This window comes from uncultured Ruegeria sp., from assembly GCF_947489545.1.
Classification (GTDB): domain Bacteria; phylum Pseudomonadota; class Alphaproteobacteria; order Rhodobacterales; family Rhodobacteraceae; genus Ruegeria.
Genome location: NZ_CANLDZ010000005.1, coordinates 259,071 through 284,583, shown reverse-complemented (window position 1 = coordinate 284,583; position 25,513 = coordinate 259,071). Strand labels below are relative to the sequence as shown.

At 57.2% G+C, this 25,513-nt stretch carries 23 protein-coding genes and 1 tRNA gene; 8 read left to right on the top strand and 16 right to left on the bottom strand.

The features are described from left to right. Positions 1-137 precede the first annotated feature (137 nt). The gene (locus Q1B13_RS10095) at positions 138-1,052 is read right to left on the bottom strand and encodes an MBL fold metallo-hydrolase (RefSeq protein WP_299075617.1); all 915 of its coding nucleotides are present in this window, start codon (positions 1,050-1,052) and stop codon (positions 138-140) included. A gap of 44 nt (positions 1,053-1,096) precedes the next feature. Here Q1B13_RS10095 and Q1B13_RS10090 point away from each other — a divergent pair, with 44 nt between their 5' ends. Next, entirely contained in the window at positions 1,097-2,416 is a 1,320-nt protein-coding gene (locus tag Q1B13_RS10090; RefSeq protein ID WP_298934906.1) for an ATP-binding protein, read from the top strand. 53 nt (positions 2,417-2,469) lie between these two features. Here the strand turns inward: Q1B13_RS10090 and Q1B13_RS10085 are convergent. Further along, a tRNA-Ile gene (locus tag Q1B13_RS10085) sits at positions 2,470-2,546 on the bottom strand. Between the two features lie 108 nt (positions 2,547-2,654). Here Q1B13_RS10085 and purM point away from each other — a divergent pair. The 3 genes from purM (at position 2,655) to rnd (ending at position 5,565) form a co-directional block, all read left to right on the top strand. Next, positions 2,655-3,701 (top strand): phosphoribosylformylglycinamidine cyclo-ligase, encoded by a 1,047-nt coding sequence (gene purM, locus Q1B13_RS10080; RefSeq protein WP_299075614.1) that lies wholly within the window; start codon positions 2,655-2,657, stop codon positions 3,699-3,701. Continuing rightward, positions 3,698-4,294 (top strand): phosphoribosylglycinamide formyltransferase, encoded by a 597-nt coding sequence (purN, locus tag Q1B13_RS10075; protein WP_299075611.1) that lies wholly within the window; start codon positions 3,698-3,700, stop codon positions 4,292-4,294. The genes purM and purN overlap by 4 nt, the downstream gene beginning before the upstream one ends. 113 nt (positions 4,295-4,407) lie before the next feature. After that, positions 4,408-5,565, top strand: coding sequence for a ribonuclease D (gene rnd, locus Q1B13_RS10070; RefSeq protein ID WP_299075608.1), 1,158 nt, complete (start codon positions 4,408-4,410; stop codon positions 5,563-5,565). Positions 5,566-5,571: 6 nt separating this feature from the next. Here rnd and Q1B13_RS10065 read toward each other — a convergent pair whose 3' ends face one another. Continuing rightward, positions 5,572-6,096 (bottom strand): hypothetical protein, encoded by a 525-nt coding sequence (locus Q1B13_RS10065; protein ID WP_298934910.1) that lies wholly within the window; start codon positions 6,094-6,096, stop codon positions 5,572-5,574. Positions 6,097-6,235: 139 nt separating this feature from the next. On the opposite strand from Q1B13_RS10065, the gene Q1B13_RS10060 reads away from it, so the two are divergent. After that, positions 6,236-6,646, top strand: coding sequence for a SufE family protein (locus Q1B13_RS10060; RefSeq protein WP_298934911.1), 411 nt, complete (start codon positions 6,236-6,238; stop codon positions 6,644-6,646). Between the two features lie 2 nt (positions 6,647-6,648). Here Q1B13_RS10060 and Q1B13_RS10055 read toward each other — a convergent pair whose 3' ends face one another. The 3 genes from Q1B13_RS10055 to Q1B13_RS10045 form a co-directional block, all read right to left on the bottom strand. Beyond that, complete coding sequence (locus Q1B13_RS10055) at positions 6,649-7,314, bottom strand: DUF1638 domain-containing protein (RefSeq protein ID WP_299075605.1); 666 nt, start codon at positions 7,312-7,314, stop codon at positions 6,649-6,651. 77 nt (positions 7,315-7,391) lie between these two features. After that, a complete protein-coding gene (locus Q1B13_RS10050; protein ID WP_299075602.1) occupies positions 7,392-8,429 on the bottom strand; it encodes a Hint domain-containing protein in 1,038 nt (345 codons plus the stop codon). 152 nt (positions 8,430-8,581) lie between these two features. After that, positions 8,582-9,280 carry a B12-binding domain-containing protein gene (locus Q1B13_RS10045; protein WP_298934914.1) on the bottom strand — a complete coding sequence of 233 codons (699 nt, stop codon included), beginning with the start codon at positions 9,278-9,280 and terminating at the stop codon, positions 8,582-8,584. Positions 9,281-9,587: 307 nt separating this feature from the next. Between Q1B13_RS10045 and Q1B13_RS10040 the strand changes: the two genes are divergently transcribed. Then, positions 9,588-10,658, top strand: a complete 1,071-nt coding sequence (locus tag Q1B13_RS10040; protein WP_299075599.1) for a PA0069 family radical SAM protein — start codon at positions 9,588-9,590, stop codon at positions 10,656-10,658. A gap of 47 nt (positions 10,659-10,705) precedes the next feature. Here the strand turns inward: Q1B13_RS10040 and gltA are convergent, their stop codons facing one another. Next, positions 10,706-12,001, bottom strand: a complete 1,296-nt coding sequence (gene gltA / locus Q1B13_RS10035) for a citrate synthase (protein WP_298934916.1) — start codon at positions 11,999-12,001, stop codon at positions 10,706-10,708. 121 nt (positions 12,002-12,122) lie between these two features. Beyond that, positions 12,123-13,523: a glutamate--tRNA ligase gene (gene gltX, locus Q1B13_RS10030; RefSeq protein ID WP_299075596.1), complete on the bottom strand. Its 1,401-nt coding sequence runs from the start codon at positions 13,521-13,523 to the stop codon at positions 12,123-12,125. A gap of 78 nt (positions 13,524-13,601) precedes the next feature. Between gltX and Q1B13_RS10025 the strand changes: the two genes are divergently transcribed. Then, positions 13,602-15,683, top strand: coding sequence for a ComEC/Rec2 family competence protein (locus tag Q1B13_RS10025; protein WP_299075593.1), 2,082 nt, complete (start codon positions 13,602-13,604; stop codon positions 15,681-15,683). Here Q1B13_RS10025 and lexA read toward each other — a convergent pair. The 6 genes from lexA to Q1B13_RS09995 form a co-directional block, all read right to left on the bottom strand. Next, complete coding sequence (gene lexA / locus Q1B13_RS10020) at positions 15,647-16,345, bottom strand: transcriptional repressor LexA (protein ID WP_299075590.1); 699 nt, start codon at positions 16,343-16,345, stop codon at positions 15,647-15,649. The genes Q1B13_RS10025 and lexA overlap by 37 nt on opposite strands. A 78-nt stretch (positions 16,346-16,423) precedes the next feature. Beyond that, positions 16,424-17,596 (bottom strand): gephyrin-like molybdotransferase Glp, encoded by a 1,173-nt coding sequence (gene glp / locus Q1B13_RS10015; RefSeq protein WP_299075587.1) that lies wholly within the window; start codon positions 17,594-17,596, stop codon positions 16,424-16,426. Further along, positions 17,593-18,066 carry a cyclic pyranopterin monophosphate synthase MoaC gene (gene moaC, locus Q1B13_RS10010; RefSeq protein WP_299075584.1) on the bottom strand — a complete coding sequence of 158 codons (474 nt, stop codon included), beginning with the start codon at positions 18,064-18,066 and terminating at the stop codon, positions 17,593-17,595. Before moaC ends, glp begins: the two co-directional genes overlap by 4 nt. Next, entirely contained in the window at positions 18,066-18,878 is an 813-nt protein-coding gene (gene trpC, locus Q1B13_RS10005) for an indole-3-glycerol phosphate synthase TrpC (protein ID WP_299075581.1), read from the bottom strand. The genes moaC and trpC overlap by 1 nt, the downstream gene beginning before the upstream one ends. After that, positions 18,875-19,894 (bottom strand): anthranilate phosphoribosyltransferase, encoded by a 1,020-nt coding sequence (gene trpD / locus Q1B13_RS10000; protein WP_299075578.1) that lies wholly within the window; start codon positions 19,892-19,894, stop codon positions 18,875-18,877. Before trpD ends, trpC begins: the two co-directional genes overlap by 4 nt. Further along, a complete protein-coding gene (locus Q1B13_RS09995; protein ID WP_298934924.1) occupies positions 19,891-20,472 on the bottom strand; it encodes an aminodeoxychorismate/anthranilate synthase component II in 582 nt (193 codons plus the stop codon). Before Q1B13_RS09995 ends, trpD begins: the two co-directional genes overlap by 4 nt. A 195-nt stretch (positions 20,473-20,667) precedes the next feature. On the opposite strand from Q1B13_RS09995, the gene Q1B13_RS09990 reads away from it, so the two are divergent. Continuing rightward, positions 20,668-22,083 carry a polysaccharide deacteylase family 2 protein gene (locus Q1B13_RS09990; protein WP_299075575.1) on the top strand — a complete coding sequence of 472 codons (1,416 nt, stop codon included), beginning with the start codon at positions 20,668-20,670 and terminating at the stop codon, positions 22,081-22,083. A gap of 53 nt (positions 22,084-22,136) precedes the next feature. On the opposite strand, the gene trpE is transcribed toward Q1B13_RS09990, so the two are convergent. Together trpE and Q1B13_RS09980 are read right to left on the bottom strand one after the other, a co-directional pair. After that, a complete protein-coding gene (gene trpE / locus Q1B13_RS09985; RefSeq protein WP_299075573.1) occupies positions 22,137-23,648 on the bottom strand; it encodes an anthranilate synthase component I in 1,512 nt (503 codons plus the stop codon). A gap of 11 nt (positions 23,649-23,659) precedes the next feature. Further along, the gene (locus Q1B13_RS09980; protein WP_299075570.1) at positions 23,660-25,501 is read right to left on the bottom strand and encodes a peptidyl-prolyl cis-trans isomerase; all 1,842 of its coding nucleotides are present in this window, start codon (positions 25,499-25,501) and stop codon (positions 23,660-23,662) included. Positions 25,502-25,513: the final 12 nt, after the last annotated feature.

Genomic DNA, 25,513 nt, shown 5'->3' with positions numbered 1-25,513 from the left:
GGATCGAACCTACGACCAATTGATTAACAGTCAACTGCTCTACCGCTGAGCTACGCCGGAACGGTTCGCGCCGTATAACAATCCGGATTCTGCGCGTCCAGAGGGGAAGCGCGTGAATTTCAAAAAAATCCTTACGGCTAGGAGCTGCGGCTAAAGACTGCCTTTGCTGACAGACGACCCGTGAAAGAAACCTGAGATTTGCCTTCCAGATCAACGAGATGGGCAAAGACGTTACGTTCGGCGGCAGGAAGCAGAGCAGGCGGCGTGTCCGTATAGATGCGTTCAGCCAATTGGCGCGCAGTTCCGGGCGCGTCCTCAAGTGCGGATAGGATCTGAGCCTCGCGCCCCAATCTGTGCTGAATCAGCCAATCCAACCGACCGGCAGGGTCGGTGATCGGTGCGCCGTGCCCCGCGTGAAACACCGACCAGTCACGCGCCCGCAGCCGGTGACAGGCCGCCATGAAATCGGTCAGGTCACCGTCGGGTGGTGACACCAACGAACTCGCCCAGCCCATAACATGATCGGCGGTAAAACAGACATCGCCCCAGGCCAGCGCAATATGATTGCCCAGGTGGCCCGGCGTATGGATCACTTCAAGATCCCAGCCATCGCCACGGATCACCTCGCCATCGCCGATTTCGACATCGGGGCGAAATCGGGTGTCGATACCTTCGCCACCCCCGGCCAGGCCATGTGCTGCTAAGTGAGTCATTACCGCGCTGCGACCAGCTTCCGGGCCACCAAAGGCAATAATCGGCGCGCCCACTCGGGCCGCCAAAGATGCGGCCAGCGGGGAATGGTCCAGATGGCTGTGCGTGACAATGATGTGGCTGATCCGCTGGTTGGGCTGCAGTGCCTCCAGGATCGCGGATAGATGCGCGTCACTCAGCGGGCCGGGGTCAATGACGGCAATGTCATACGTTCCCAGCAGATATGTATTGGTGCCGCGATAGGTCATCGGCGATGGATTCGGGGCCAGAATGCGCCTGAGCCCGGGTTGCATTTCGACGGCAATACCGGGACGCGGGTTGAAATCATCAGGTGCCTGCATTCTGCGCTCTTCCTCTTGTCGGGGCAGCCCGCTAGGTTTAGCGCATGTCCACACAATGGCTCAAACCCTATATGCCTCGCAGCCTGTATGTCAGGGCCGCATTGATTCTGGTTTTGCCGGTCATTGTGCTGTTGCTGGTCGTGGGAATTGCCTTCCTGCAGAGGCATTTGGAGGATGTCACGTCGCAAATGACCCGCGCCGCTTCGCGCGAAGTCAACCTTGTTACAGGCGCTATGGCTGAGGCCGAGACACAGCAGCAGGCATTGGCGGCCATTCGGCCTGATTTGGCCGCGCTTGAGATGCAAGTCCGTTTTCTGGGCATAAATGAAGAACCGGATATCGGGCGGCGTCGCTGGTACGATTTCATTGCTCCGCAGGTCGAGACTGATCTGCGGGCAAACTTGCCGGATCTGATTGCGGTTGCATTGCCCAGCAGTCAGGAGGCACGGCTATACTTACCGACGCATCTTGGGACGTTGCAGCTGACCTTTGATCGAAGGCGACTGTCGCCAGCGGCACCGCATCAGTTGATTGTAACGATGGTGTTCTTTGCCATCATCATGACCTCGATCTCGTTTCTGTATATGCGCAATCAACTGCGCCCAATAACACGCCTGGCCAACGCGGCGCAGGCATTTGGCCGCGGTCGGATAGAGCCATACTCGCCAAGTGGTGCAATCGAGGTACGGGCCGCAGGTAACGCGTTTCTGGACATGCGGGCGCGGATCGAGCGGCAAATGGAGCAGCGAACCCTGATGTTATCCGGTGTCAGCCACGATCTGCGCACGCCGCTGACGCGATTGAAGCTTGGCCTTTCAATGTTGCCCGAGGAAGAGGCGGCACCGCTGCAGCAGGACGTCACTGAGATGCAGGCTCTGCTGGATGCCTTTCTGGATTTCTCTCGCGGAGCAGCCGATGGCGCCACCGAAGAGGTTCATCCCGAGGCTTTTGTGCGTCAGATTGTCGATGATGCCAGACGGGCAGGGTACGAAGCCGATTTGGTGAGTGTTGAGGGGCAAGGCACAGTTATGTTGCGTCCTACGGCGATCCGCAGGGCGGTGGAAAACCTGATCGGGAATGCGGTTCGATATGGCACCAAGGCCGATGTCAGCCTGAGCCTTAATCCCAAGTCTTTACGCATCCGCGTCGAAGATGATGGTCCAGGAATTCCAGCCGATCAGCGTACTGAGGCTGTCAAACCGTTCACCCGCCTTGATCCGGCTCGCAATCAGAATCAGGGCAGCGGTGTGGGGCTTGGCTTGGCCATCGTTGCCGACATCGCCCGTGCGCATGGCGGCACTTTACGCCTTGCCAAAAGCGAACGATTGGGTGGATTGTGCGCGGATATTATTATCGGACGCTAGCGAGTCAAAATTTTGGGGGAAGTGCGCCAACTTTTTTGGTCTGGCGGTGATTCTGGTAGGCCCGGAGGGACTTGAACCCCCAACCAAAGCGTTATGAGCGCTCTGCTCTAACCAATTGAGCTACAGGCCCGCCTGAGGGCCTTGGGTATCACGGTGAACGCCCGCGTCAAGCCTGACCGTTGCATGCGCGCGCACAATCGAATAACTCGCGCTGCAAAGCACTCATGAGGGACTGACCATGACAGCGGGCAAGAACGGAATCACCTATGCCGATGCAGGTGTGGACATTGATGCGGGCAACGCGCTGGTCGATCGGATCAAGCCCGCCGCCAAGCGGACCAACCGTCCCGGTGTCATGAGCGGCTTAGGTGGCTTTGGCGCTTTGTTTGATCTGAAGGCTGCCGGTTATACCGACCCAATTCTTGTCGGCGCCACGGACGGCGTCGGAACAAAGCTGCGCATTGCGATCGACACAGGTGTCGTGGATGGCGTTGGCATCGATCTGGTCGCGATGTGCGTTAATGACCTGATTTGCCAAGGTGCCGAGCCGCTGTTTTTTCTGGACTACTTTGCGACCGGCAAACTGGATACAGATACTGCTGCCCGGATCATTGAAGGCATTGCAGAAGGCTGCGCAAAATCAGGCTGTGCTCTGATCGGTGGCGAAACAGCCGAAATGCCAGGGATGTACCCTGACGGGGATTTCGATCTGGCCGGATTCTCGGTTGGTGCGATGGAACGGGGTGCGGATTTGCCAGACGGCGTTCAGGCGGGTGATGTGCTGTTGGGGCTGGCCTCGAACGGGGTGCATTCCAACGGCTATTCGCTGGTTCGCAAACTGGTTGAACTGTCCGGGTTGGGCTGGGATTCGGCATCTCCCTTTGGTGACGGTTCGTTGGGCGAAGCTCTGCTGACGCCAACGCGGCTTTATGTGAAGCCAGCGCTGGCGGCAATCAGGGCAGGGGGCGTGCATGCCTTGGCGCATATCACAGGCGGCGGCTTGACCGAGAACCTTCCGCGCGTTCTGCCAGAAGGCATGGGCGCGCGGGTTGATCTAAACGCCTGGGACCTGCCGCCCGTGTTTGGGTGGATGGCACAGACAGGGGGCATCGCCGAAGCTGAAATGCTGAAGACGTTCAACTGCGGCATCGGAATGATCCTTGTCTGCGCTGAAGATCGTGCAGCAGATTTGGCTCAACTGCTGCAGGATGCAGGTGAAACCGTTTCACGGCTTGGAGAAATCACAGAAACATCTGGCGTTGCCTATTCGGGCAAGCTGTTGTGAGCCACAAGCGCGTCGCCATTCTGATTTCTGGCGGTGGGTCAAACATGATGTCCCTGGTAGACAGCATGGTTGATGATCATCCCGCACGCCCTTGTCTGGTCTTGTCAAATGATGCGACGGCGGGTGGGCTGAAAAAAGCAGCTGACCGGGGCATTCCAACGGCGGTTGTAGATCATCGCCCGTTCAAAGGCGATCGGGTGGCATTCGAGGACGAATTGGCGAAACCGCTCCTGGACGCGAAACCTGACATCGTTTGCCTTGCAGGTTTCATGCGCGTTTTGACCGGCGGTTTTGTGTCGCAATTTCAGGGGCGGATGCTGAATATTCACCCGTCACTGCTGCCGAAATACAAAGGCCTGCACACACACGCCCGCGCGATCGAGGCAGGTGATGCGGAACATGGTTGTACAGTGCACGAGGTCACCGCTGCGCTGGATGATGGCCCCATTCTGGGTCAGGCACGCCTAGGGATCGCGCCTGATGACACGCCCGACACGTTGGCCGCGCGCGTGTTGGTGTGGGAACACAAATTGTACCCGGCTGTTTTGCGTCGTTATGCTGAAGGCAACAGGTCACCCCTTCTGTTGCCTTGATATTTCGTGGGTGATTTACACACGCACGGAATTCGTCCTATGGTCGCCTCTATCGCTCGGGACTAGGCAAAATCGGGCAATTTCAAATAACAAGAGCAAGAATAGTACGGCGCATGAAAACCTTGAAGACGACGCAAGAGCTGGCCGAATTTTGCAAGGCCGCTGCGGACTACCCCTATATCACAGTGGATACCGAATTTCTGCGCGAACGGACTTACTATTCCAAACTCTGCCTTGTGCAGTTGGCGGTTCCCTCAGAAGATGAAGATAGCGCAGTTCTGGTCGACCCTTTGGCCGATGGTTTGTCGCTGAACCCTCTTTATACGCTGTTTCGGGATGAAAACGTGGTCAAAGTGTTCCACGCCGCCCGGCAGGATCTGGAGATCTTCTGGGTCGAGGCCGACGTGTTTCCGAAACCGTTGTTCGACACTCAGGTGGCGGCCATGGTCTGCGGATTTGGCGAGCAGGTTGGGTATGAAACGCTGGTGCGCAAGATCTGCAAGCAGGGTGTCGACAAAACCTCTCGGTTCACCGATTGGTCACGACGCCCTTTGACCGAAGCGCAGAAAACCTACGCCTTGGCAGATGTTACCCATCTGCGCCGAATCTATGAACATCTTGCGGCCGAGCTTGAAAAAACCAGTCGCAGCCATTGGGTGGCGGAAGAATTGCGCACGCTGACCCAGCCTGCGACATACGATATCCAGCCCGTAGATGCTTGGAAGCGTGTCAAAACGCGAACGAATTCGGCCAAGTTTCTGGCCGTGGTGCGCGAGCTGGCGCAATTCCGCGAAACGCATGCGCAGCAAAACAACGTGCCCCGCAACCGGGTGTTTAAAGATGATGCTTTGATCGAACTGGCGTCGACCAAACCAAAATCTCCTGCTGATCTGGGGGCGTCGCGTCTTTTGCTGCGCGAAGCGCGCAAAGGCGCGATTGCGGACGGTATTCTTGCTGCGGTAAAGCGCGGGGTGAACTGCCCGCCGGAACAATTGCCTAAAATCGACAACAGCCGCGACAAACTGAAAGTCAATCCAGCCCTGTCTGACCTGCTGCGGGTTTTGCTGAAATCAAAAACCGAAAGCTCGGGTGTGGCGGCCAAGCTGATCGCGACCAGTTCCGAGCTTGATCAGATCGCAGCAGGCGAACGCGAAGTTCCTGCCATGTCTGGCTGGCGTTTTGAAGTATTCGGGGAAGATGCCCTTAAGCTGTGCGAAGGTAAAATCGCATTGGCAGCGAAAGGGCAAACGGTTCAGGTTGTTTCGCTATAGCGGAACCTAGCGCCGCCGCGATTCCAACGCGTTCTGCTGACCCACCACACGAACCAGACGAACGGCCTGCAAGTCCTGGCTAGAAATGTTGATGGCGTCCGATACCATCCGGGACCGTTCCGAACCTTGCCGGGTCTGGTAAGTCGGGTAGGTTACCCGAAAGGTGAACTCCATAACGCCGTTTTTGTCATTCTCTTCAGATGTCACGGGCACCAGACGGGCATCAAAAGCCCCTTGGCGCAAGGCAGTGCCAGATGCGTAAATGATCGCACCCGTGGGTGTTGCATCGATCCTAAGCTCATCTATCTTGGCGATTGCAACGCTTCGGTCTTCTTCTTCGGGGCGCGAAAACAGTCCCCTGTTACCGCTTTGCTGCGGGATCAGTGCGTCAGCGTCATCCGGCGATGTTTCAACAGGGGCAGGCGTACTGGACCCAAACCAGTTGGAAGGGTTCACCCGCGAGTCGCGCCAGCTGTTGCAGGCAGACAAGGTCAATACGGCGACGAACAGAACAGATAGAGTTTTTTGCATAGACCCACAGCTTTTGGCACCAATTCAAGCAATGGGTTAGCGCAATTTCCGCGCCTTGAAAAGCCACGCCGGGGGCTGGACAGGCGCCTATCGTCGGCATAGGTGACAAATGTGACCGCAACGGAAGGATCGTCGCACCATGGCAACGCCCGCCTTTGAAGACATTGTAGAGGATTTCGAGTTTCTGGAGGACTGGGAAGACCGATACCGCCACGTCATCGAGCAGGGCAAAGCGATGGAGCCGCTGAACGACGCGTTCAAGGTGCCGGCGACGAAAGTGAACGGATGCGCAAGCCAGGTGTGGTTGCATCCGATGATCGAAGGCGGTGTGTTCAAGTTTGACGGAGACAGCGACGCCCTGATCGTGCGCGGACTGATAGCCGTTCTGCGATCACTCTATAATGGTTTGCCCGTTGCCGAGGTTCCAAAAGTTGATGCCGGCGGTGAACTCGCGCGTTTGGGGTTGAACGACCACCTGTCGGCACAACGGTCAAATGGGCTGCGATCCATGATCGAACGCATCCGGGACGTTGCTCAGGAAAACGCGTGATTTTATGTTTTAGACCGGCGATTGGCCCAATCTGACATCGTTGTCTCCAGATCACCGTAGCCCGTCAAACGTCGCTCGAACGCCAAGCCCATCTTGTCAGCACACGCGCGCGCACGCTCTGTCAAGTTCGGATCATCGGTTTGTGCCTGATAAACCAGTTTGGTGTAGTTGCCAAAATACATGTCTCGCAGCTCTGGGTGCCGGTCTAACCCCAAGGGTTTCCAGACAAAGGCATCAAATTGACGGGCAAGAAAATCCGTTAGATAAAAGGCGGTAGTCTCATCCTCTCCGCGCTCTGCGAAGATTTGATTGCCTTCGAAAAAAGAATAGCAGTGGGGCCCTTTGATCATTTCAACACCCAATCGGTCACACGCTTTTTCCAACAGACCGCCCGTGCCGCAATCGGCGTAAACGACGAAGATCTGATCGTATTGGTCTTTGTGTTTGAGGACCGAATCCTCGACCGCCTGCGTTATCCGTTCGGGATGGACGTGCAGAATCGCGGGCAGGCAGGTCAAAGCCAGATGATCCCAGCCGTTGCGCTTTTTGATATCCAGAATCTCACGCGCCAACGCACCGCAGGCAATCAACAAGATGCTGCCGTTGCCTTGGCTTGAATAGCCTTGAGTTGTCAGTCCCGCGTCATCCGGCAGGTTTTCTTTCTGCATGGCTCAGGTTCCTAGTCGGCTGTAAGCAGAAAAGAACGAAAGCGAGGTCAAGGCAAGCCTTGGACCGACATCTGATGTCAGGCCGCCGACGCCCGTGCCTCATACGAGGCCAGCATTGGGCGTGCGGTAGGCCCATATGCGCTGATGCCGTCGGCTGCCAGCTCAGGGAACAGCGAGAGAATTTCCTGACGTGCCGCGTCACCCAAGCTGTTCCATCCCTGAATCCCGGGATGAAAGCTCTCACTCAGGCAGCCTTCGGCCCAGACCAGTTCGTGCTGATCAAACATCAAGTGGAAATATGTGACGGCCCCGCCGGGGAGAATCCTGATATCTCGGCCATTTACCAGTTGTTTTGCCGGAAGCAGAACTTCGGCGTGGCCGGTATGCAGTTCGATACGCCAATCTTCCAAGAGCATCCGGTGTTGTTGCGAGACCAACAGGTCCCGCTGATTGCCCAATGCGCCTGCTTGAATTAACACAGGTGAAAAAGGTCCCTGCGCTTGCACCGTGCGCTGACCAATCCATCGCAGGGTTTGCAGGCCGTGGTCTAGCGTTTGAATTTCGTCACCAACGCTCAGTTGCTCCACAGCTCTCTCGCCGCAGTCCGTTCTAATCAATGTGCCGGATGTGAAACATGTCACCAAATCCCAGCTTTGCCGGTTTGCCGTTAGACCCGAGAAATTGTTCCCGTTCAGGCTGTTGAGGGTGATGGAGCGGATGGCCCCTGCTTCAAGCGCAACTTGGTCCGTGTTTGCCGTAAACTCGGGCATCAGGTAGGCATTGCCATTCACGTCCTGCGCGACCACGGCAGTAATGTTTGCTGTGGTCCCATCAATGTAAGTGATGGTCGCATTGAAAATGGACGTGCCATCGAAGGTCTGTGTCGGTCCGCCGTCGATTGAAAACTGATCGTTTCCGACAGTATTGTTCATTTCGAACACCGAGCCGGGGTTGCCAACGGGGGACCAGGTTACAGCGTTATTGAGCAGGGCGTTGCCCGAAGCGCCAAAAGTCTGGCCCACAAGCGCAGATGCGTTTTCGGCGATATTGTTGCCTTCGAAACTGTCGATATCGGCAATGTTGCCAAGAGAAATGGCAGTAAACGTAGTGGGCACTGGAACCTCGGAACTCTGGTAACATATTCTAACTGGGCACTAGTTAGAACACGTCGATCCAAATCTCAATTTAGAATTCCGGTCAGGCAAACAGTTGAACAAAAAAAGCCGCCCAAAAGCGGGCGGCCCTTATTGAACTATTGGATTTGTAGTCAGCCAGCCAGTTGATTGTGCTTACGAGACACGAATTCCTTTGCGGTTTCCACGGCCACGGCAGCATCGCGGCAATAGGCATCAGCTCCTATGGCTTTGCCGAATTCCTCGTTCAACGGCGCGCCGCCGACAAGAACAATATAGTCGTCGCGCACGCCTTGTTCGACCAGCGTATCAATGACGACTTTCATGTAAGGCATGGTCGTGGTCAGCAGGGCAGACATGCCCAGAATATCGGGCTGCTCGGTCTCCAGCGCTTCCAGGTAGTTTTCGACCGGATTGTTGATGCCCAGATCAACCACTTCGAAGCCTGCTCCTTCCATCATCATCGACACAAGGTTTTTGCCGATGTCGTGAATGTCGCCTTTGACGGTGCCGATTACCATCTTGCCCACACGCGGTGCGCCGGTTTCGGCCAGCAGCGGCTTCAGGATTGTCATGCCGCCCTTCATGGCGTTGGCGGCCAACAGAACCTCAGGCACGAACAAGATGCCGTCACGGAAGTCGTGGCCAACAATCGTCATGCCGCCAACCAGCGCCTTGGTCAGAATGTCGTATGGGGTCCATCCGCGTTCCAGCAGGATGTTCACGCCTTCCTCAATCTCTTCCTTCAGGCCATCATAAAGATCGTCGAACATCTGTTCGACAAGTTCGTCGTCGTTCAGTTCGGACAGGACAATGTCTTCTTCGTCGGACATGGGAATTCCCTGAGCTGTTCGGGCGCGCAGCCCGTGGTGGCATTTGTCCCGTTTTGGCCAAAACGTCGCAGCCTGACTGTGACGATTGCGACCTCGGCGGTTTCGTGACCGACCTATACGTTAAAATCTTGGACCACTCGACAGAATTTTCTGCAAGATCATCCTGCATTTGGTTCAGGTTATGACGAACGATACCTTTCACCGGATTTTCCTCCATCGTGTTCCGATGCCGTCGTTTTTCAAATGCACTGCCTTGCGAATTAAGCCGCCGCCGCCTATCTTGAATAAGAACAAAAGGCGAACAAAAATGAGTCATCTGTCTAATATCCGTGGTCGCGGTGCAGCATCTAATGCTGTTGGCCGTTTTGAACGCTATACAACGGTTGCAACAGATGATGGGTGGTGTGTGGAAGAAGACTTGCCACCGCTACGGACAGAAGTTCGGGACGAAGTGGCGCGCAGCCTGATCACTTACAACCGCTCACCAGATCTGCCATTCGATCGGTCGATAAATCCCTATCGCGGGTGCGAGCATGGTTGTGTGTATTGTTTTGCCCGTCCAAGCCACGCCTATCTGGGGATGTCGCCGGGGCTGGACTTTGAAACACGCCTGATCGCCCGGCCCAACGCGTCCGAGGTGTTGCGAAAGGAACTATCATCCAAGGGTTATCGAGTTGCACCAATTGCGTTGGGAACCAACACAGACCCCTACCAACCGGTCGAAAAAACGCGTTTGATCACTAGGGCCTGCCTGGAAGTGCTAAGCGAGTTCAACCACCCGATAGCGATTGTGACCAAGGGCGCGTTGATTGAGAGAGATCTAGATATTCTGGCAGATATGGCGCACCGAAGCCTAGTGCGCGTTGGCATATCGCTGACTACACTCGACAGCGGTTTGTCGCGGCGGATGGAACCGCGCGCGCCATCACCGCAGCGACGTTTGCAGATAATAAGACGATTGACTGAAACGGGTGTGCCAGTGCGCGTCATGACGTCTCCGGTGGTGCCCGGCCTGACGGATCATGAGTTGGAGCACTTGTTAGAGGCGGGCAAAGAGGCAGGCGCGGACGTGGCCAGCTGGATCATGCTGCGCTTGCCGCGGGAAGTGTCCGAGCTTTGGCAGGACTGGTTGGCAGAGCATGAGCCAGCGCGGGCTGACAAGGTGATGACCCATCTGCGCGACATGCATGGCGGGCGCGAATACGATCCGCGTTGGGGTCACAGAATGCGGGGCGAGGGCGAGTATGCCCAGCTAATCGGCAAGCGTTTCAAGCTGGCAATCAAACGTTTGGGGCTGGCAACGCAGTCCGAGCCGCTAAGATGTGATTTGTTTTCGAAACGACCCCAGGCAGGTGATCAACTTAGCCTGTTTGAATAGAAAACGCCCCGGAAGACCGGAGCGCTTTTTCGTTCTGTGCGTTTTAATCAGCGCTTTTCGATGTCGACGTAATCGCGGCTTGTCTCGCCCAGGTACAGCTGGCGCGGTCGGCCGATCTTGTTTTGTGGATCCGCAATCATCTCTTTCCACTGGCTGACCCAACCGACGGTGCGCGACAGCGCAAAGATCGGTGTAAACATCGAGGTTGGGAAACCCATCGCTTCGAGGATGATGCCCGAATAGAAGTCCACATTCGGGAACAGCTTCTTCTCCGCGAAGTAAGGGTCTTCCAGGGCTTGTTTCTCGAGCGCTTTGGCGACCTGCAGTTTCGGGTTGTTCTCGATACCCAGCAGATCCAGAACCTCATCCGCCGATTGCTTCATCACTGTCGCGCGCGGGTCGAAGTTCTTATAGACACGGTGGCCAAAGCCCATCAGGCGGAATGGATCACTCTTGTCTTTGGCACGATCAATGTATTCCGGAATGCGATCGACGCTGCCGATTTCTTCCAGCATCTCCAGGCACGCCTGATTGGCGCCACCATGGGCCGGCCCCCAAAGACAGGCGATCCCGGCAGCCACACAAGCAAACGGATTTGCCCCAGATGACGAAGCAAGGCGCACAGTCGAAGTCGATGCGTTCTGTTCATGATCTGCATGCAGGGTAAAAATCCGGTCCATCGCACGGCTCAGGATCGGGTTGACCTCATATTCTTCGGCGGGAACGCTAAAGCACATGCGCAGGAAGTTTGACGCATAATCAAGATCGTTGCGCGGATAAACGAAAGGCTGACCGTTGTGGTACTTGTAAGCCCAGGCCGCGATGGTTGGCATCTTGGCGATCAGGCGATGCGATGCCACCTCTCGTTGATGCGGATCCGAGATATCGGTTGAATCGTGGTAGAAAGCTGACATCGCGCCAACAACACCGACCATGATCGCCATTGGATGCGCATCCCGACGGAACCCGCGATAGAAATACTGCATCTGCTCGTGCAGCATTGTGTGGCGCGTAATGGTGGTTTCAAACGTCTCGAGCACTTTTGCATCCGGCAGCTCTCCGTATAGCAGCAGGTAGCAAACCTCGAGGAAATGGGATTTCGCAGCAAGCTGTTCAATCGGGTAGCCGCGGTGCAGCAGCTCGCCTTTGTCGCCGTCAATATAGGTTATGGTGCTGTCACAGCTGGCGGTCGAGGTGAATCCGGGGTCATACGTGAATACCCCTGCCTGGCCGTACAGCTTGCGGATGTCGACAACATCAGGCCCGGCGGTCGGCGAATGAACCGGCAACTCATACTCTTTACCATGAACGGTCAAAGTGGCTGTTTTATTGCTTTCAGTCATGGTTGTCCCTTCTTCATTCATGCGCAGGTCAAGACGCCGTCTGACCTTGCGGGCAACGGCTGCGCGCAGGGGCGCAGTCCGGGTGTTAGCAGTGCAGCGTTACCCGATTATGAAGCTTGGGTTACTTCGCTGCTTCTGAAAGTCGCGCCAGGGTTTCATCTCGTCCCAGCACAAGCATCATGTCAAAGACCGAAGGTGTTACCGCCCGGCCTGCCAATGCAGCCCGAAGTGGGCCCGCCAGCTTACCGAACTTGAGCTCCCTTGCCTCGGCAAAGGAATTCAGAGCCTCCTCCAGCTCGTTCCGGCTCCAGCTAGCATTTTGCAGATGCGGCGTCAATTCTTCCAGTATACCATTGGATACAGAATTCAGAGCCTTTGCCGCTTTTTCATCCGGAGTGATAGGACGTTCGGTCAGTACAAAATGCGCTTTTTCAAGGAGTTCCGGGAAAGTTCTGGCCCGATCTTTGAGGCAATACATCGCACGTTCCAGATCACCGGATTGTGTCTGCGTGAGCGAAGGAAGGTCGGCTGCGGCCAGGTAATCTTCTATCTCATGCCGCAATGCAGCATCGTCAGACAATGCGATATGCTGTCCACACAGGTTTTCCAGCTTTTTCAGGTCGAAACGAGCAGGGCTCTTGCCGATTCCATTCAAATCGAACCAGTCTTTGGCCTGTTCATCGGTGAAAAATTCATCGTCCCCATGGCTCCAGCCCAGACGAGCTAGATAGTTGCGCATACCGGCAGCGGGGTAGCCCATGGCCTGGTATTCCTGCGCCCCTAGCGCGCCGTGACGTTTGCTGAGCTTTTTGCCGTCTGGGCCGTGAATGAGCGGAATATGGGCCCAGACCGGCACATTCCACCCCATGGCCTCGTAGATCATCATCTGGCGTGCGGCATTGTTCAGGTGATCGTCACCGCGGATCACATGGGTCACACCCATATCGTGGTCGTCCACGACCACAGCCAGCATGTAAACGGGCGTGCCGTCAGATCGCAGCAGGATCATGTCGTCCAACTGATCATTTCCGATGGTGACATCGCCCTGAACCTGATCCCTGATCACCGTCGCACCGACCTGAGGTGCTTTGATGCGAATGGCAAAGGGCGTATCCGGATGCGTCGCCGGGTCAGCCTCTCGCCAAGGGCTGCGGAACAGTGTTGACTTCCCCTCGGCCCGGGCCTGTTCACGGAATACGGCAATCTCTTCCTGGGTCGAGAAACACTTATACGCTTTGCCTGCGGCCAGCAGTTGATGCGCGACTTCGGCATGGCGGGATGCGCCATCGAATTGAGAGATAACATCGCCATCGTGATCCAACCCGAGCCACGCCATACCTTGCAGAATGGCCGCCGTGGCTTCGGGGGTCGAACGCTCGCGGTCAGTGTCCTCAATCCGCAGCAGGAATTGACCGCCGCGGCCGCGCGCATAAAGCCAATTGAACAGCGCCGTGCGCGCGCCACCGATGTGCAAAAATCCGGTGGGCGAGGGGGCAAAACGGGTGACGACCTGATCGGACATTTTGTTGATTAACCTTTTGGTAACCGCGAAGGGCATAGTTTGGCGACTGTCTAACGAGCCCGAAGGACGGGGGCAACCATGCGTGTTCTTGCACGGGCTGAGGCTGCGCTGCTGAACCAGACCGGGTATTTGTTTCCCTGGTCTCCGGTATGCCTGGCCATCGGTATCGGCCTCTACTTCGGATTACGGTTCGAGCCTGAGTGGCCGATCTATGTCGGTCTGGGCGGCGCGGTTTTGGCTCTGCTTGGCCTAAGCCGTGCGCCGTTGCCCGGTTGGGGCCCGTTAGCAATCGGGGGGGCGCTGGTCGCCGCTGGTTTTATACTGGCGGGCGCGCGCGCCCACATGGTGGCAGAACCGGTTCTGTCGTGGCGGTACTATGGCCCGGTCGAGGGGCGGGTCATTGCCATGGACCGTTCTGCCTCGGATGCGCTGCGTCTGACGCTGGACCAGGTGCGCGTAGGGGACGTACCAGCGGGCCGCCGTCCGCAGCGCATCCGAATTTCCGTCCACGGTGACGCGGTCCCGATCGCGCCCGGGCAACGGATTATGACAACGGCACACTTGTCGCCCCCGCAGGGCCCGGTTGAGCCCGGCGGTTTCGACTTTCGGCGTCACGCGTGGTTTCAACGCCTTGGTGCGGTTGGGTATACGCGTGTACCGATCGTGACAATTGCGCCTGCTGCCGACGGGGTTGGTGGAGTTCAGATCACCGCCTGGCGCATGGCGATTTCTCAGCGCGTTCGCACGGTTCTTCCGGGTGAAGTCGGGGGCTTAGCAGCGGCCGTCACCACAGGCGATCGCAGCGGCATGGGGCAGGCGACGCTGGATGGTTTAAGGGCATCGAACCTTGCGCATTTGTTGGCGATTTCTGGTCTGCATATGGGGTTGCTGACTGGGTTTGTCTTTGTGTCCTGCCGAATCGGCCTGTCGGCTGTCCCATCGCTTGCCTTGCGGATGTCGGTTCGCAAAGTGGCAGCAGCTTGTGCGATGGTTGCGGCGGTCATCTATCTGATGTTGTCAGGCGGCAACGTTGCGACAGAGCGTGCCTTTGTCATGGTCAGCGTCATGTTCGGTGCGGTGTTGATCGACCGGCGCGCCATTTCACTGCGCGGAGTGGCTGTCGCCGCCCTGATCGTGTTGGTTCTGCGCCCCGAGTCTTTGCTCAGCCCCGGATTCCAGATGTCTTTCGCGGCCACCACTGCATTAGTGGCCGTGTTTGGTGCGCTGCGCGACTTTAGGTCTGTATCCATTCCAAACTGGCTGAAACCGGTGATCGGGGTACTGTTGTCCTCGGCCATTGCAGGCCTGGCCACAGCCCCGATCGGTGCCGCACATTTCAATACGATGTCCCACTATGGGCTACCGGCGAACCTTTTGTCGGTTCCCGTAATGGGCGTGATCGTAGTTCCGTCGGCGGTTATTGCCGCGTTGCTGGCACCCATTGATTTGGAAGCGGTCGCATTGAACGTCATGGGTATCGGCTTGCATTGGATTCTCAGCGTTTCCGAGTGGGTTTCGGAATTGGATGGCGCGCAAGGACATGTTGTTAGCCCGCCAGCGTTTGTACTGCCTCTCATCGCATTGGGAGCGTTGTGGCTGGCCTTGTGGCAAGGACGGGCAAGATGGGGCGGCATTGCGCCAATAGCGATCGCCTTTCTGTTATGGAACCCAGGGCACCGGCCAGGCATTCTGATTGCTGAATCCGGAGGTCTGGTGGGGGTAATGACAGAACACGGCCGGGCCTTGAGCAATGAACAAGGCAGCGGTTTTGTGGCAGGGGTCTGGTTGGAAAACGATGGCGACGGGGTGGACCAGATCCAGGCGGCGCTGAGGTGGCCCGAAGAAGCAGGCAAAATCCGACGTTTCACATTGCACGACAAAGAGGTCGTTCACCTAACCGGCAAACGGGCTGCTCAGGGCTTTGATGAATGCCACGACAACCAGATCATCATCTCAGCAGTCGCGCTTGATCTTAATGGGAACTGCGGCCTTTATGATCCGGACCGATTGCTCAGAACTGGTAGCCTGTCATTCTCGGATGGGAAACTGACCACCAGTGCTGCTGAGACAGGTCATCGGTTGTGGTCCCCAAAAAGTCCCGGGAACCGTCTGTCGCAAAAGGATCAATATGTCCGGATCAGACCGACCAAACGCCCCTGAACCTTCACCTTGTCTTCGGGAAGAACACGGGTCTCATAGGCCGGGTTCGCAGCTTCCAGTGCGATAGCCTGACCGCGGCGGAAAAAGCGTTTCAGCGTGGCTTCCTGATCTTCGACCAAAGCCACGACGATATCGCCGTTATCCGCAACCGCAGATTCTCGGATGACAACCACATCTCCGTCATTGATCCCGGCGTCGATCATCGAGTCGCCGCGAACCTCTAGCGCATAGTGGTGACCCTGGCCCGAAACCATTGGCCCGGGAACGGCAACCTTGTGCGACACATGGCTTATCGCCTCAATGGGAACACCGGCGGCGATCCGGCCCATGACGGGCAATTCCAGCGCATCAACCGAGACGGGCTCGAAATTGGCCGGACGTGGGCTGGACGGCTTGTCACCTTCAATCACGCGCGGGTTAAACCCGACTGTGGGTTCGCCGCCGAGGCTTTCGGGCAGCTTCACAATCTCGATGGCCCGCGCGCGGTGGGCAAGGCGCCGGATAAAGCCGCGTTCTTCCAGCGCTGTGATCAATCGGTGGATGCCGGATTTCGATCGCAAGTCCAGAGCGGCTTTCATTTCGTCAAAACTGGGCGGAACACCGTCCGCCTGCACGCGTCTGTGGATGAACTCCAACAAATCCAATTGCTTCTTGGTCAGCATCGCTCACACCTCGTCGCTCATGCGTTTTCTTTTGTTCTACGCATGTTCACGTTTTGTGTCAACCGGATTGCGGCAATACTAGATTGGCAGATATCGCACCGTATCGCCAATTTGCAGTGCCGGATCCTGCGGGGGGCGAACCAAAAGAGCGTTGGCCTGCGCCAAAACACTCAGCAGGGAACTGTCCTGATCTGCGCAGGCGCGAATGCCGTTTTGATCCACAATCGCCCTCATGTAATGCTCTCGCGGACCATTGGCGTCGAGGCGCTCCAACAGGGTTGTATGCTGAAACGGGGGGACGGTCTGTTCAAGGCCCAGCATGCGCCGCACCATCGGGGCCAGGAACAAATAGCCGCATACCATGGCGCTGACAGGGTTTCCGGGCAAGCCAACCATTGCTGCATCCCCCATACGCCCGGCCATCAAAGGTTTGCCAGGGCGCATTCGGATTTTGTAGAATGATCGCTCCATCCCCAGGGATTGAGAGACGTCGGACACCAGATCGTAGTCTCCGACAGAAGCGCCGCCGATCGTGACGACCAGATCCGCGCCCTTTGCCATATCAAAGGCAATCTCAAGCGAAGACACCGTGTCCTGCGCTATGGGTAAGACCCGAACATGGGCGCCAAGCCCTTCAAGCATCGCCTTGAGGCCAAATGTATTCGACGCGATGATCTGATCGGGGCCGGGCGTTTCACCCGGCATGACAAGTTCATTTCCGGTTGAGATCAGGGCAATTTCAGGCTTTTGCGCGACAGGAACCTTGGGGATGTTCATCGCTGCCATCAACGCGACATCTTCTGCGCGGAGCAAACGCGGGGCCGTGACGGTAGCCCCTTTGGTGAAATCTACACCTGCCAGACGAATATTGGTCTTTGACCCGGGCGTGTCGCTGACGGTAATCAAGTCACCGCGCCGGTCCACATCTTCTTGAATAATAACGAAATCTGCGCCTTCGGGAACCGGCGCGCCAGTAAATATGCGCACGGCCTGACCGGGCCCAACCGCACCTTCAAATCGTTGCCCTGCGGCCGCTTCGCCAATGACTTTGAACATGGCGTGCCGTTCAACTTCGGTTGCCTGAACCGCGTAGCCATCCATGGACGAGGCTGCAAATGGTGGCTGATCCCGGGTCGCAGCTACGTCCTGTGCCAGAACGCGCCCCGCAGATTGAGCCAGAGGAACCTGTTCCACAGGTAGGGGCGCGACCAGATCAAACAGCAGCACGCGGGCGTCTTCGACGGTAATCATTTTGCCTCGTAACGCCCTGACTTCCCACCATCTTTCAGGAGTACGCGAATACCGCCGATCTCCATCGCCTTGTCGACAGCCTTCGTCATATCATAAACGGTCAGAGCCGCGGTCGACACAGCGGTCAGGGCTTCCATTTCGACACCAGTTTGCCCGGAGGTCTTGACGGTGGCTTCGATCTGCACACCGGGAAGGTCTGGATCCAATGTCAGTTCCACGGCGACTTTGGTGATGGGCAAGGGATGGCAAAGCGGGATCAGATCGGGCGTTTTTTTGGCCCCCATGATCCCGGCCAGACGTGCGATTCCTAGAACATCGCCCTTCTTGGCGCGACCTCCTGAAATGATATCAAAAGTTTCCGTGGCCATCTTGATGTACCCGGCAGCGATTGCGACCCGATCTGTGACGGCTTTGTCCGAGACATCCACCATATGCGCCTGACCTTGCGCGTCGAAATGGGTAAGTGGCATCACATCACTCCGGGGATCAGCGGGTTAGCCAACAAATGACGTGTGGCCGTCGCCACATCGTCCTGCCGCATCAGGCTCTCTCCGATAAGGAAGCACCGCCCACCGTAACGGGCGATATCGGATAGATCCTCGGGTGTGTTCAACCCGCTTTCGCAGACAATTGTCCGGTCTGCCGGCACCAGTTTCGACAACCGCCGTGTTGTATCAAGGCTGGTTTCGAAGGTCTTGAGATTGCGGTTATTTATTCCAATCAGGGGACTTTTCAGATTTGCAGCGCGTTCCAATTCCGCTTCATCATGGACCTCGATCAGAACGTCCATTTCCCAGTCGAACGCGGTCTGTTCCAACTCGGCGGCTTGTTCATCTTCAAGCGAGGCCATGATGATCAGGATACAATCCGCCTCCAAAGCGCGGGCTTCGACGACCTGATAGGGGTCGTACATGAAATCCTTGCGCAACGCAGGCAAGGACGTCGCCGCACGCGCTTGAGTCAGATAATCCTTGGCGCCTTGGAAACTAGGCGTGTCGGTCAGCACAGACAGGCAAGACGCACCACCATCTTCATAGGCTTTGGCCAAAGCCGGAGGATCAAAGTCAGGGCGGATCAACCCTTTGGATGGGCTGGCCTTTTTGACCTCGGCGATCAGTCCATAGCCTTGGCGGGAGGCGGTTTGTAAAGCTTCCGCAAAACCGCGCACTTCGGGTGCGTTTTTTGCTTCGCTTTCAAGTTGTTCTAGGGATTTGCTTGCCTTATCCGCAGCTACTTCTTCCAGTTTGTACGCTTTGATTTTGTCCAGTACAGTTTCGGTCATGCGGCTTCCTGTGTCATGCGGGCCAAGGCGGTGATTTTGTCTTTGGCTCTTCCGCTGTCGATGCTCGCAGCGGCCACTTCGACGCCTTCCCGCAGGTCGCTTACAGCGTCAGCCACAACCAGTGCTGCAGCTGCGTTTAGCAAAACAGCGTCACGATAGGCCGAAGGGGTACCGTCCAACAATGCGCGGAAGGCATCGGCGTTCTCTTCCGGAGATCCGCCAAGAATGTCCTCGAAAGGGTGTACCGGAAGGCCAGCATCTTCAGGATGCAATTCAACCTCTTTGACGGTTCCATCTTCCAAAGCCGCCACCCAGCTGATGCCAGTGATGGTCAATTCGTCTGTTCCGTCGGATCCATGCACTAGCCAGGCATGCTCAGATCCCAAAAGGCCCAGCGTTTCTGCCATTGGACGGATCAGGTCCCGGCTAAAGGCGCCGGTCAGCTGGCGCTTTACGCCTGCGGGGTTGGTCAGTGGCCCAAGGATGTTGAAAATCGTGCGCGTGCCAAGTTCTTGCCGCGAGGGCATGACATGGGCAATGGCTGGATGATGCATCGGCGCCATCATGAAGCCAATTCCGACCTCTTCTAGCGCGTTTTCAACGGTTTGCGGGCCGACCATAACGTTGATACCCATCTGACCCAACGCGTCTGCAGCGCCTGATTTGGAACTGAGATTTCTATTGCCGTGCTTCGCCACAGTGACCCCAGCGCCAGCAACCACAAAGGCCGTCGCGGTTGAGATGTTCAGAGTGCCTTTGCCATCTCCACCGGTCCCAACAATATCCATTGCACCAGCCGGCGCTGTTACGGCGTTACACTTGGCACGCATGACTGCAGCGGCAGCCGCATATTCTTCGACCGTTTCGCCCCGTGTCCGCATTGCCATCAACAGCCCGCCAATCTGGCTGGGCGTTGCTTGACCATCAAATAGAATCCCAAAGGCCTGTTCAGCTTCGGCACGGCTCAGGGGACGATCGGCGGCTGCTCCGATCAGTGGCTTTAACGCGTCGCTCATGCCGGGACTTTCAATTCTTGCAGGAAGTTCTTGAGCAAGGCATGGCCGTGCTCGGATGCGATGGATTCCGGGTGGAATTGGACACCGTGCATCGGCAGCTGTTTATGTTGCAGCCCCATGATCGTGCCGTCTTCCAGTTCAGCCGTGATTTCCAGGCAATCGGGCAGGGTGTCTCGGTCGACGATCAGGGAATGGTAGCGTGTCGCCTCGAACGGTGATGGAAGGCCGGCAAAAACGCCTTTGCCTTTGTGATGCATCATGCCCATCTTGCCGTGAACGATTTCGTGGCATCGCACAACCTTGCCGCCAAAGACCTGCCCGATGGTCTGATGCCCAAGACAGACACCCAAAAGCGGGGTTTTCGTTTCGGCAGCAGCTTGCGTCAGTGCAAGGCAAATCCCGGCTTGATCGGGGTCGCAAGGCCCGGGGCTGAGTAAAATGCCAGCCGGATTCATGGCCATTGCTTCCTGCACATCAAGCGCGTCATTGCGGCGAATAACCATTTCGGCGCCAAGTTCGCCCAAATAATGTACCAAATTGTAGGTAAACGAGTCGTAGTTGTCGATCAGCAGCAGCATGTGGGCACTTATCTCGGCTTGGGCATTTCAGGCTGGCGATGCAGCCCCTGGCCACGGTATAATGTCGGGACATACATGCTCAGGCTTGTGCGGCAGCGTCAAGGGGACATCCCGTTCCGGGCGCGACAACAGGTCGAGCGTCGCAACAGATGGCGCAACGGTGAGCGGGCAGGATAGAGGCGAGAGGCAGCAGTAATGGGCGGATTTTTCGGAGGAATGATCGTCGGGACGGTCGTTGTTTTGATCATTGGCGCGGTTTTGTCACTGAACACGCCGTTGGCCAACAAACCGGTTGTGGCATCGCAGGCACCCGACGCAACCGAAGTCGAGACACCCGAGGCTTCGGTCGAAGCTGTCGAGGCTGGGGCCGACGCGGATCTGGTCGAACTGGCCCCGCGTGCGCCAAAAGCCGCCGGGGATGGGTCTGATGATCTGGCTGATCTGACGGGACTTGAGGAAGCACCTGATACACAGCCTTCAATTGGTGGAGCAACACAGGGATTGGAGCAGCCTGAACCGTCGGCTTCGACCGAGGTTTCTGTTGTGACAGACACTCCGGCGGCGCCGCCGACGCCGAGTACCGCTCCGGCCCTTCCTCCGGAGGACGAGCAACCCTTGGTGATCGACGACACGCCTGCACCCCTTGTCGAGCCAGAGGGTGAAGAAGTTGCCGTGCTTCAGCCGGAACCCACGCCTGAAACGCCATCTGTTGGCGCCGAGGCTGAGGAAGAAAACCCTTTCGAAAACAGCCCAATTGCGGTTGAAGGTGACGAGGATACGATGCCGCGCGAACTGCCCCGGATCGCCGCATTGCCGCAGATCGGGGGCGAGCAACCAGTTGAAGACAGCTCAATATTGGGCAAGCGAGTAGTCCCTCTGACCGAGCGGGACACTGCCCCCGCGGAAGAAGCGAGCGCTGAAAGTGAAGTAGCACCGGGCCCGCCGATCGACGCCTATGCAATCCCGTTTGAAAACCCAGACTCCAAACCGTTGATGTCGATCATTTTGATTGATGATGAAGGCGCCTTTGGGGCCGAAGCGCTGCAGGATTTTCCTTATCCGATCAGCTTTGCTATCAGCCCCTCGGACCCGAATGCGGCAGAAAAGATGGCACGCCACCGTGCCGCCGGGTTCGAAGTACTGGCGCTGGCGGACATGCCCGAAGCGGCGAGTGCGCAAGATGCCGAAGTCTCGATGGCCGTCTGGCTTGATACGCTGCCCGAGACTGTTGGGATTCTTGAAGGCGTTGGGACCGGCATTCAGGGCAACCGAAAGCTGGCCGATCAGGTTGCGGCCATTGCGGGGGGAACGGGTCGCGGTCTGATCACACAAGACAATGGTTTGAACACCGTCCAAAAGCTGGCCGCGCGCAATGGCATCCCGTCAGGCGTGGTGTTTCGCGATATAGACGGGGCTCGGCAGGATCCCAAGATCATGCGCCGGTTCCTAGATCAGGCGGCATTCCGTGCTGGTCAGGAAGGGACAGTTGTCATGTTGGGACGTGTGCGCCCAGAAACGATCTCGGCTTTGCTGCTATGGGGTCTTGAAGATCGCGGAAACCGTGTCGCCATGGCGCCGATTTCGGCCGTCATGATGCGTGAAGTTCAGTAGAACTTGCACGTTTTGAATGAAGGGGCGGTGATCTGAGGATCTACCGCCCTTTGTTAGCTGTTTCCTGACCCAGTAAACCGTGCCGCATCCGATGCTGCGCGGCGGATGGCGTTGGATTTATGCACGGTCTCCATATACTCTGCCTCGGGGTCACTGTCATAGACGACACCGCCACCGGCTTGAATGTACAGCTTGTGATCCTTCACAATGGCCGTCCGCAGGGCGATACACATGTCCATGTCACCACCGGCACTGAAATACCCCACACCGCCGCCATAGACGCCGCGTTTTTCGGGTTCAAGCTCGTCGATGATCTCCATCGCCCGCACCTTAGGCGCACCTGAAACGGTGCCAGCAGGCATCCCGGCAAAGAAAGCGTCCAGCGCGTCTTTGTCTTCGGCCAGTTCGCCGACAACGTTCGAAACGATATGCATAACGTGGCTGTAGCGCTCGATGATAAATTCTTCAGTCGGGCGCACTGTACCGATCTTGGCAACGCGGCCGGTGTCGTTGCGGCCCAGATCCAGCAACATCAGATGCTCTGCCAGTTCTTTTTTGTCGGCCAGCAGATCAAGCTCGTTCGCCTTGTCTTCTTCGGGCGTTGCACCGCGTGGGCGTGTTCCTGCGATCGGACGGATCGTGACTTCGTCGCCAAAGACGCGCACCAGAATTTCGGGGCTTGCACCCACGACCTGAAAGCCGCCGAAGTTGAAATAGAACATGAACGGCGATGGGTTGGTGCGTCGCAATGATCGATAAAGCGCAAAAGGCGGTTGTGGAAAATCCTGGGTCCAGCGTTGCGCCGGGACAACTTGAAAGATGTCGCCTGCGCGGATGTATTCCTTGGCCTTCTCAACCGCATCCATATAGCCGGACTTGGTGAAGTTCGACACCGGAGGCGCCACCTCGGACGCGTCGCCCAGATCACGGGTTTCGGCGGGCATTGCGCGTTCCAGGTCACGTACCGCATCCATCACGCGTTCAGCAGCCTGGGCGTAGGCGGCCTTGGCCGATTGCCCGTCACTGGCCCACGCCGGAGAGACAACAGTCACTTCGCCTTTCACGCCATCCAGAACTGCAATGACCGACGGGCGCATCATGATCGCATCGGGCAAGCCCAGCGGGTCCGGGTTCACATCCGGCAGATATTCCACCAACCGCACCATGTCATAGCCCAGATAGCCAAACAGGCCTGCCGCTGCCTGAGGCAGATCATCGGGCAGGGCAATGCGGCTTTCGGCCAACAATGCCCGCAAATTGTCCATTGGGTTGCCGTCTTGCGGCGAAAACGCCTCGGCATCGAATCGGGCCGAGCGGTTCAGTGACGAAGTCTCTCCATCGCATCTCCAGATCAGGTCGGGCTTCATGCCGATAATCGAATAGCGCCCGCGCACCTCTCCTCCGGTGACGGATTCCAGCATGAAGGCGTCTTTCTGCGCGCCCGTCAGCTTGAGCATCAGCGAAACCGGTGTATCAAGATCCGCCGCAAGGCGCGTGTAAACGACCTGGTTTTCGCCCGCTTCATAGGCGCGCGCGAACGTGTCGAAATCGGGTGTCAGGGCCATCTCGGTCTCGTTTAATAGCTCGACTGCACAGCGTTCAGCGCCTGCTGGTCGATAACCGGGCGGGCCCGGGTCTGCGCGTCGCGCACATAGGCATCAAAAATGTTCTGGGCCAACGCCTGATCCATCTGAGCAGCCAAAGCCTGTTGCACCTGACGCAATTCATCTGTTTCCGCTGGCGGCAGAACTTCGTCCAAACGCACGATCAATGCAGTGCCGCTGCCGCCAATGACGCGCAGTTCACCGGGATCCATGGCAAAGACGTCAGCCATGAAACTGGCCGGAACGTCTTCCAGAAACGCGGTACGGGTCAGGCCGTTTTCAACACGGAAAGGCAGCCCAGTCGCGGCAAAATCCCCATCTGTGGCCAGTTGTGTCACAGCGGTGTTGGCCAGCGCTTGCAGTGCTTTGTTCGTCTCGGCCTGACGCCAGGCTTCGGCAACGCGGTCGCGGGCGCTTTCAAACGGTTCGGGGCGCTGCGGCAATTCTTCGTTCAGGCGCAGGGCAAAAATCGATCCGTCTTCTAAAAAAGCAACCTCAGGGAAGTCGCCCTCGCGGACGGCTTCGGCTGCGGTTCTGAAACCATCATAGGCTGCGACACGCTCGGCGCTGTCGCGGGTCCAGTCGATTTGGCCCAACTCCATTTCGGTCTCGCCAGCCAGTTCTTCAAGCGTCGCACCCCCAGCCAACATGTCGTTGATGTCTTCGGACTGCGCCTCGATCAGACGACGGGCCCGATCCGAGGCCAATTCCTCGCGCAGAGCGGGTTCGGCTTCTTCAAAGGGTACGTTGTTTGCTGCCAGAGTTCCGTTGATCCGGAACAGGGCAGGGCCAAATACGGATGGCAGCGGGCCCACAACCGCATCAATTTCGGCAGCAAACACAGCGTCGGCGGCGTCGCCCAGATCGTCACGGGTGACGTCGCCAAGGTCGATATCGCTCAGCTCAAGCTCACGATCCTGAACAAGTCTTTCGAATGTGGTTCCGCCCACCTCCAATTGCGCTTTGGCATCATTTGCGGCGTCTTCGTTTGGAAAGTTCAGACGCTCGACCAGACGACGCTCGGGCTGCTGGAATTCTGCGGATCTCTGGTCATACAAACGACGCAGGGAGTCCTCGTCGACCTCAACCGTGTCCAACAGCATTTCTGGTGACAGAATCGCATAAGTCAGGCGCTTGGTACGGGGTAGGGTGAACTGATCGGTGTTCTCGTCGTAAAAAGTTTGGACCTGAGCATCCGTTGGTTCCGCAACTGGCTCTGACAGCGCATCACCCCCGACAGTTGCGACAGTGAAGCTGCGCCGCGCGCCAATGTAGTCGGTCAGTATGGACGTCATCGTTTCCGGCATCTTCACGCCGCTGATCACCGCGCCTTGCACAAGCGTTCTTGACGATTCTTTGCGCAGATCGGATTCGAATTCAGAGTCGGTCATGCCGACTTGTTCCAGTTGGAAACGATAAGCTTCGCGATCAAAGGTTCCGTTCACGCCCTGAAAGGCCGGGATCGAAACAATGTCTTCCTGCAGGTTCTCATCACCGATCGAGATTCCAAGAAGGGCAACTTCGTTGTCCAATGCAGCCAGCGCCGTTAACCGCGAAAGTGCGAGCTGTTCCAGCCCAAGCTCGCGGGCCTGCGACATCTGTAGTGGTTGACCTGTCTGCGCTTCGATTGCGCGAATTTCACGCTGCAGCTCCCGCACATAGGTGTCGACCGAGACGCTTTCATTGCCAACCTGCGCCACAGTGCGGACCGTACCGCTGAGGTTCACGGCACCGAAACCGGCGAGACCCAGCATCAAAAGGCCCATCAGAATCCAGACAAAGGTTTTCGAAAGACTTTTTGTGCCTGCGGCCATAGCGCCCTCTTC

What these genes read in the sequence shown, in the direction of transcription:
- trpC (WP_299075581.1), bottom strand. Translation starts at nt 18,878, where the DNA reads ATGACCGAAACTGTACTGGACAAAATCAAAGCGTACAAACTGGAAGAA.
- Q1B13_RS10040 (WP_299075599.1), top strand. Translation starts at nt 9,588, where the DNA reads ATGAGTCATCTGTCTAATATCCGTGGTCGCGGTGCAGCATCTAATGCT.
- lexA (WP_299075590.1), bottom strand. Translation starts at nt 16,345, where the DNA reads ATGCTGACCAAGAAGCAATTGGATTTGTTGGAGTTCATCCACAGACGC.
- Q1B13_RS09990 (WP_299075575.1), top strand. Translation starts at nt 20,668, where the DNA reads ATGGGCGGATTTTTCGGAGGAATGATCGTCGGGACGGTCGTTGTTTTG.
- trpE (WP_299075573.1), bottom strand. Translation starts at nt 23,648, where the DNA reads ATGGCCCTGACACCCGATTTCGACACGTTCGCGCGCGCCTATGAAGCG.
- Q1B13_RS10025 (WP_299075593.1), top strand. Translation starts at nt 13,602, where the DNA reads ATGCGTGTTCTTGCACGGGCTGAGGCTGCGCTGCTGAACCAGACCGGG.
- glp (WP_299075587.1), bottom strand. Translation starts at nt 17,596, where the DNA reads ATGATTACCGTCGAAGACGCCCGCGTGCTGCTGTTTGATCTGGTCGCG.
- Q1B13_RS10055 (WP_299075605.1), bottom strand. Translation starts at nt 7,314, where the DNA reads ATGCAGAAAGAAAACCTGCCGGATGACGCGGGACTGACAACTCAAGGC.
- moaC (WP_299075584.1), bottom strand. Translation starts at nt 18,066, where the DNA reads ATGCCACTTACCCATTTCGACGCGCAAGGTCAGGCGCATATGGTGGAT.
- gltA (WP_298934916.1), bottom strand. Translation starts at nt 12,001, where the DNA reads ATGACTGAAAGCAATAAAACAGCCACTTTGACCGTTCATGGTAAAGAG.
- Q1B13_RS10095 (WP_299075617.1), bottom strand. Translation starts at nt 1,052, where the DNA reads ATGCAGGCACCTGATGATTTCAACCCGCGTCCCGGTATTGCCGTCGAA.
- Q1B13_RS10090 (WP_298934906.1), top strand. Translation starts at nt 1,097, where the DNA reads ATGTCCACACAATGGCTCAAACCCTATATGCCTCGCAGCCTGTATGTC.
- Q1B13_RS10065 (WP_298934910.1), bottom strand. Translation starts at nt 6,096, where the DNA reads ATGCAAAAAACTCTATCTGTTCTGTTCGTCGCCGTATTGACCTTGTCT.
- trpD (WP_299075578.1), bottom strand. Translation starts at nt 19,894, where the DNA reads ATGAGCGACGCGTTAAAGCCACTGATCGGAGCAGCCGCCGATCGTCCC.
- Q1B13_RS10045 (WP_298934914.1), bottom strand. Translation starts at nt 9,280, where the DNA reads ATGTCCGACGAAGAAGACATTGTCCTGTCCGAACTGAACGACGACGAA.
- Q1B13_RS09980 (WP_299075570.1), bottom strand. Translation starts at nt 25,501, where the DNA reads ATGGCCGCAGGCACAAAAAGTCTTTCGAAAACCTTTGTCTGGATTCTG.
- gltX (WP_299075596.1), bottom strand. Translation starts at nt 13,523, where the DNA reads ATGTCCGATCAGGTCGTCACCCGTTTTGCCCCCTCGCCCACCGGATTT.
- Q1B13_RS10060 (WP_298934911.1), top strand. Translation starts at nt 6,236, where the DNA reads ATGGCAACGCCCGCCTTTGAAGACATTGTAGAGGATTTCGAGTTTCTG.
- Q1B13_RS09995 (WP_298934924.1), bottom strand. Translation starts at nt 20,472, where the DNA reads ATGCTGCTGCTGATCGACAACTACGACTCGTTTACCTACAATTTGGTA.
- rnd (WP_299075608.1), top strand. Translation starts at nt 4,408, where the DNA reads ATGAAAACCTTGAAGACGACGCAAGAGCTGGCCGAATTTTGCAAGGCC.
- purM (WP_299075614.1), top strand. Translation starts at nt 2,655, where the DNA reads ATGACAGCGGGCAAGAACGGAATCACCTATGCCGATGCAGGTGTGGAC.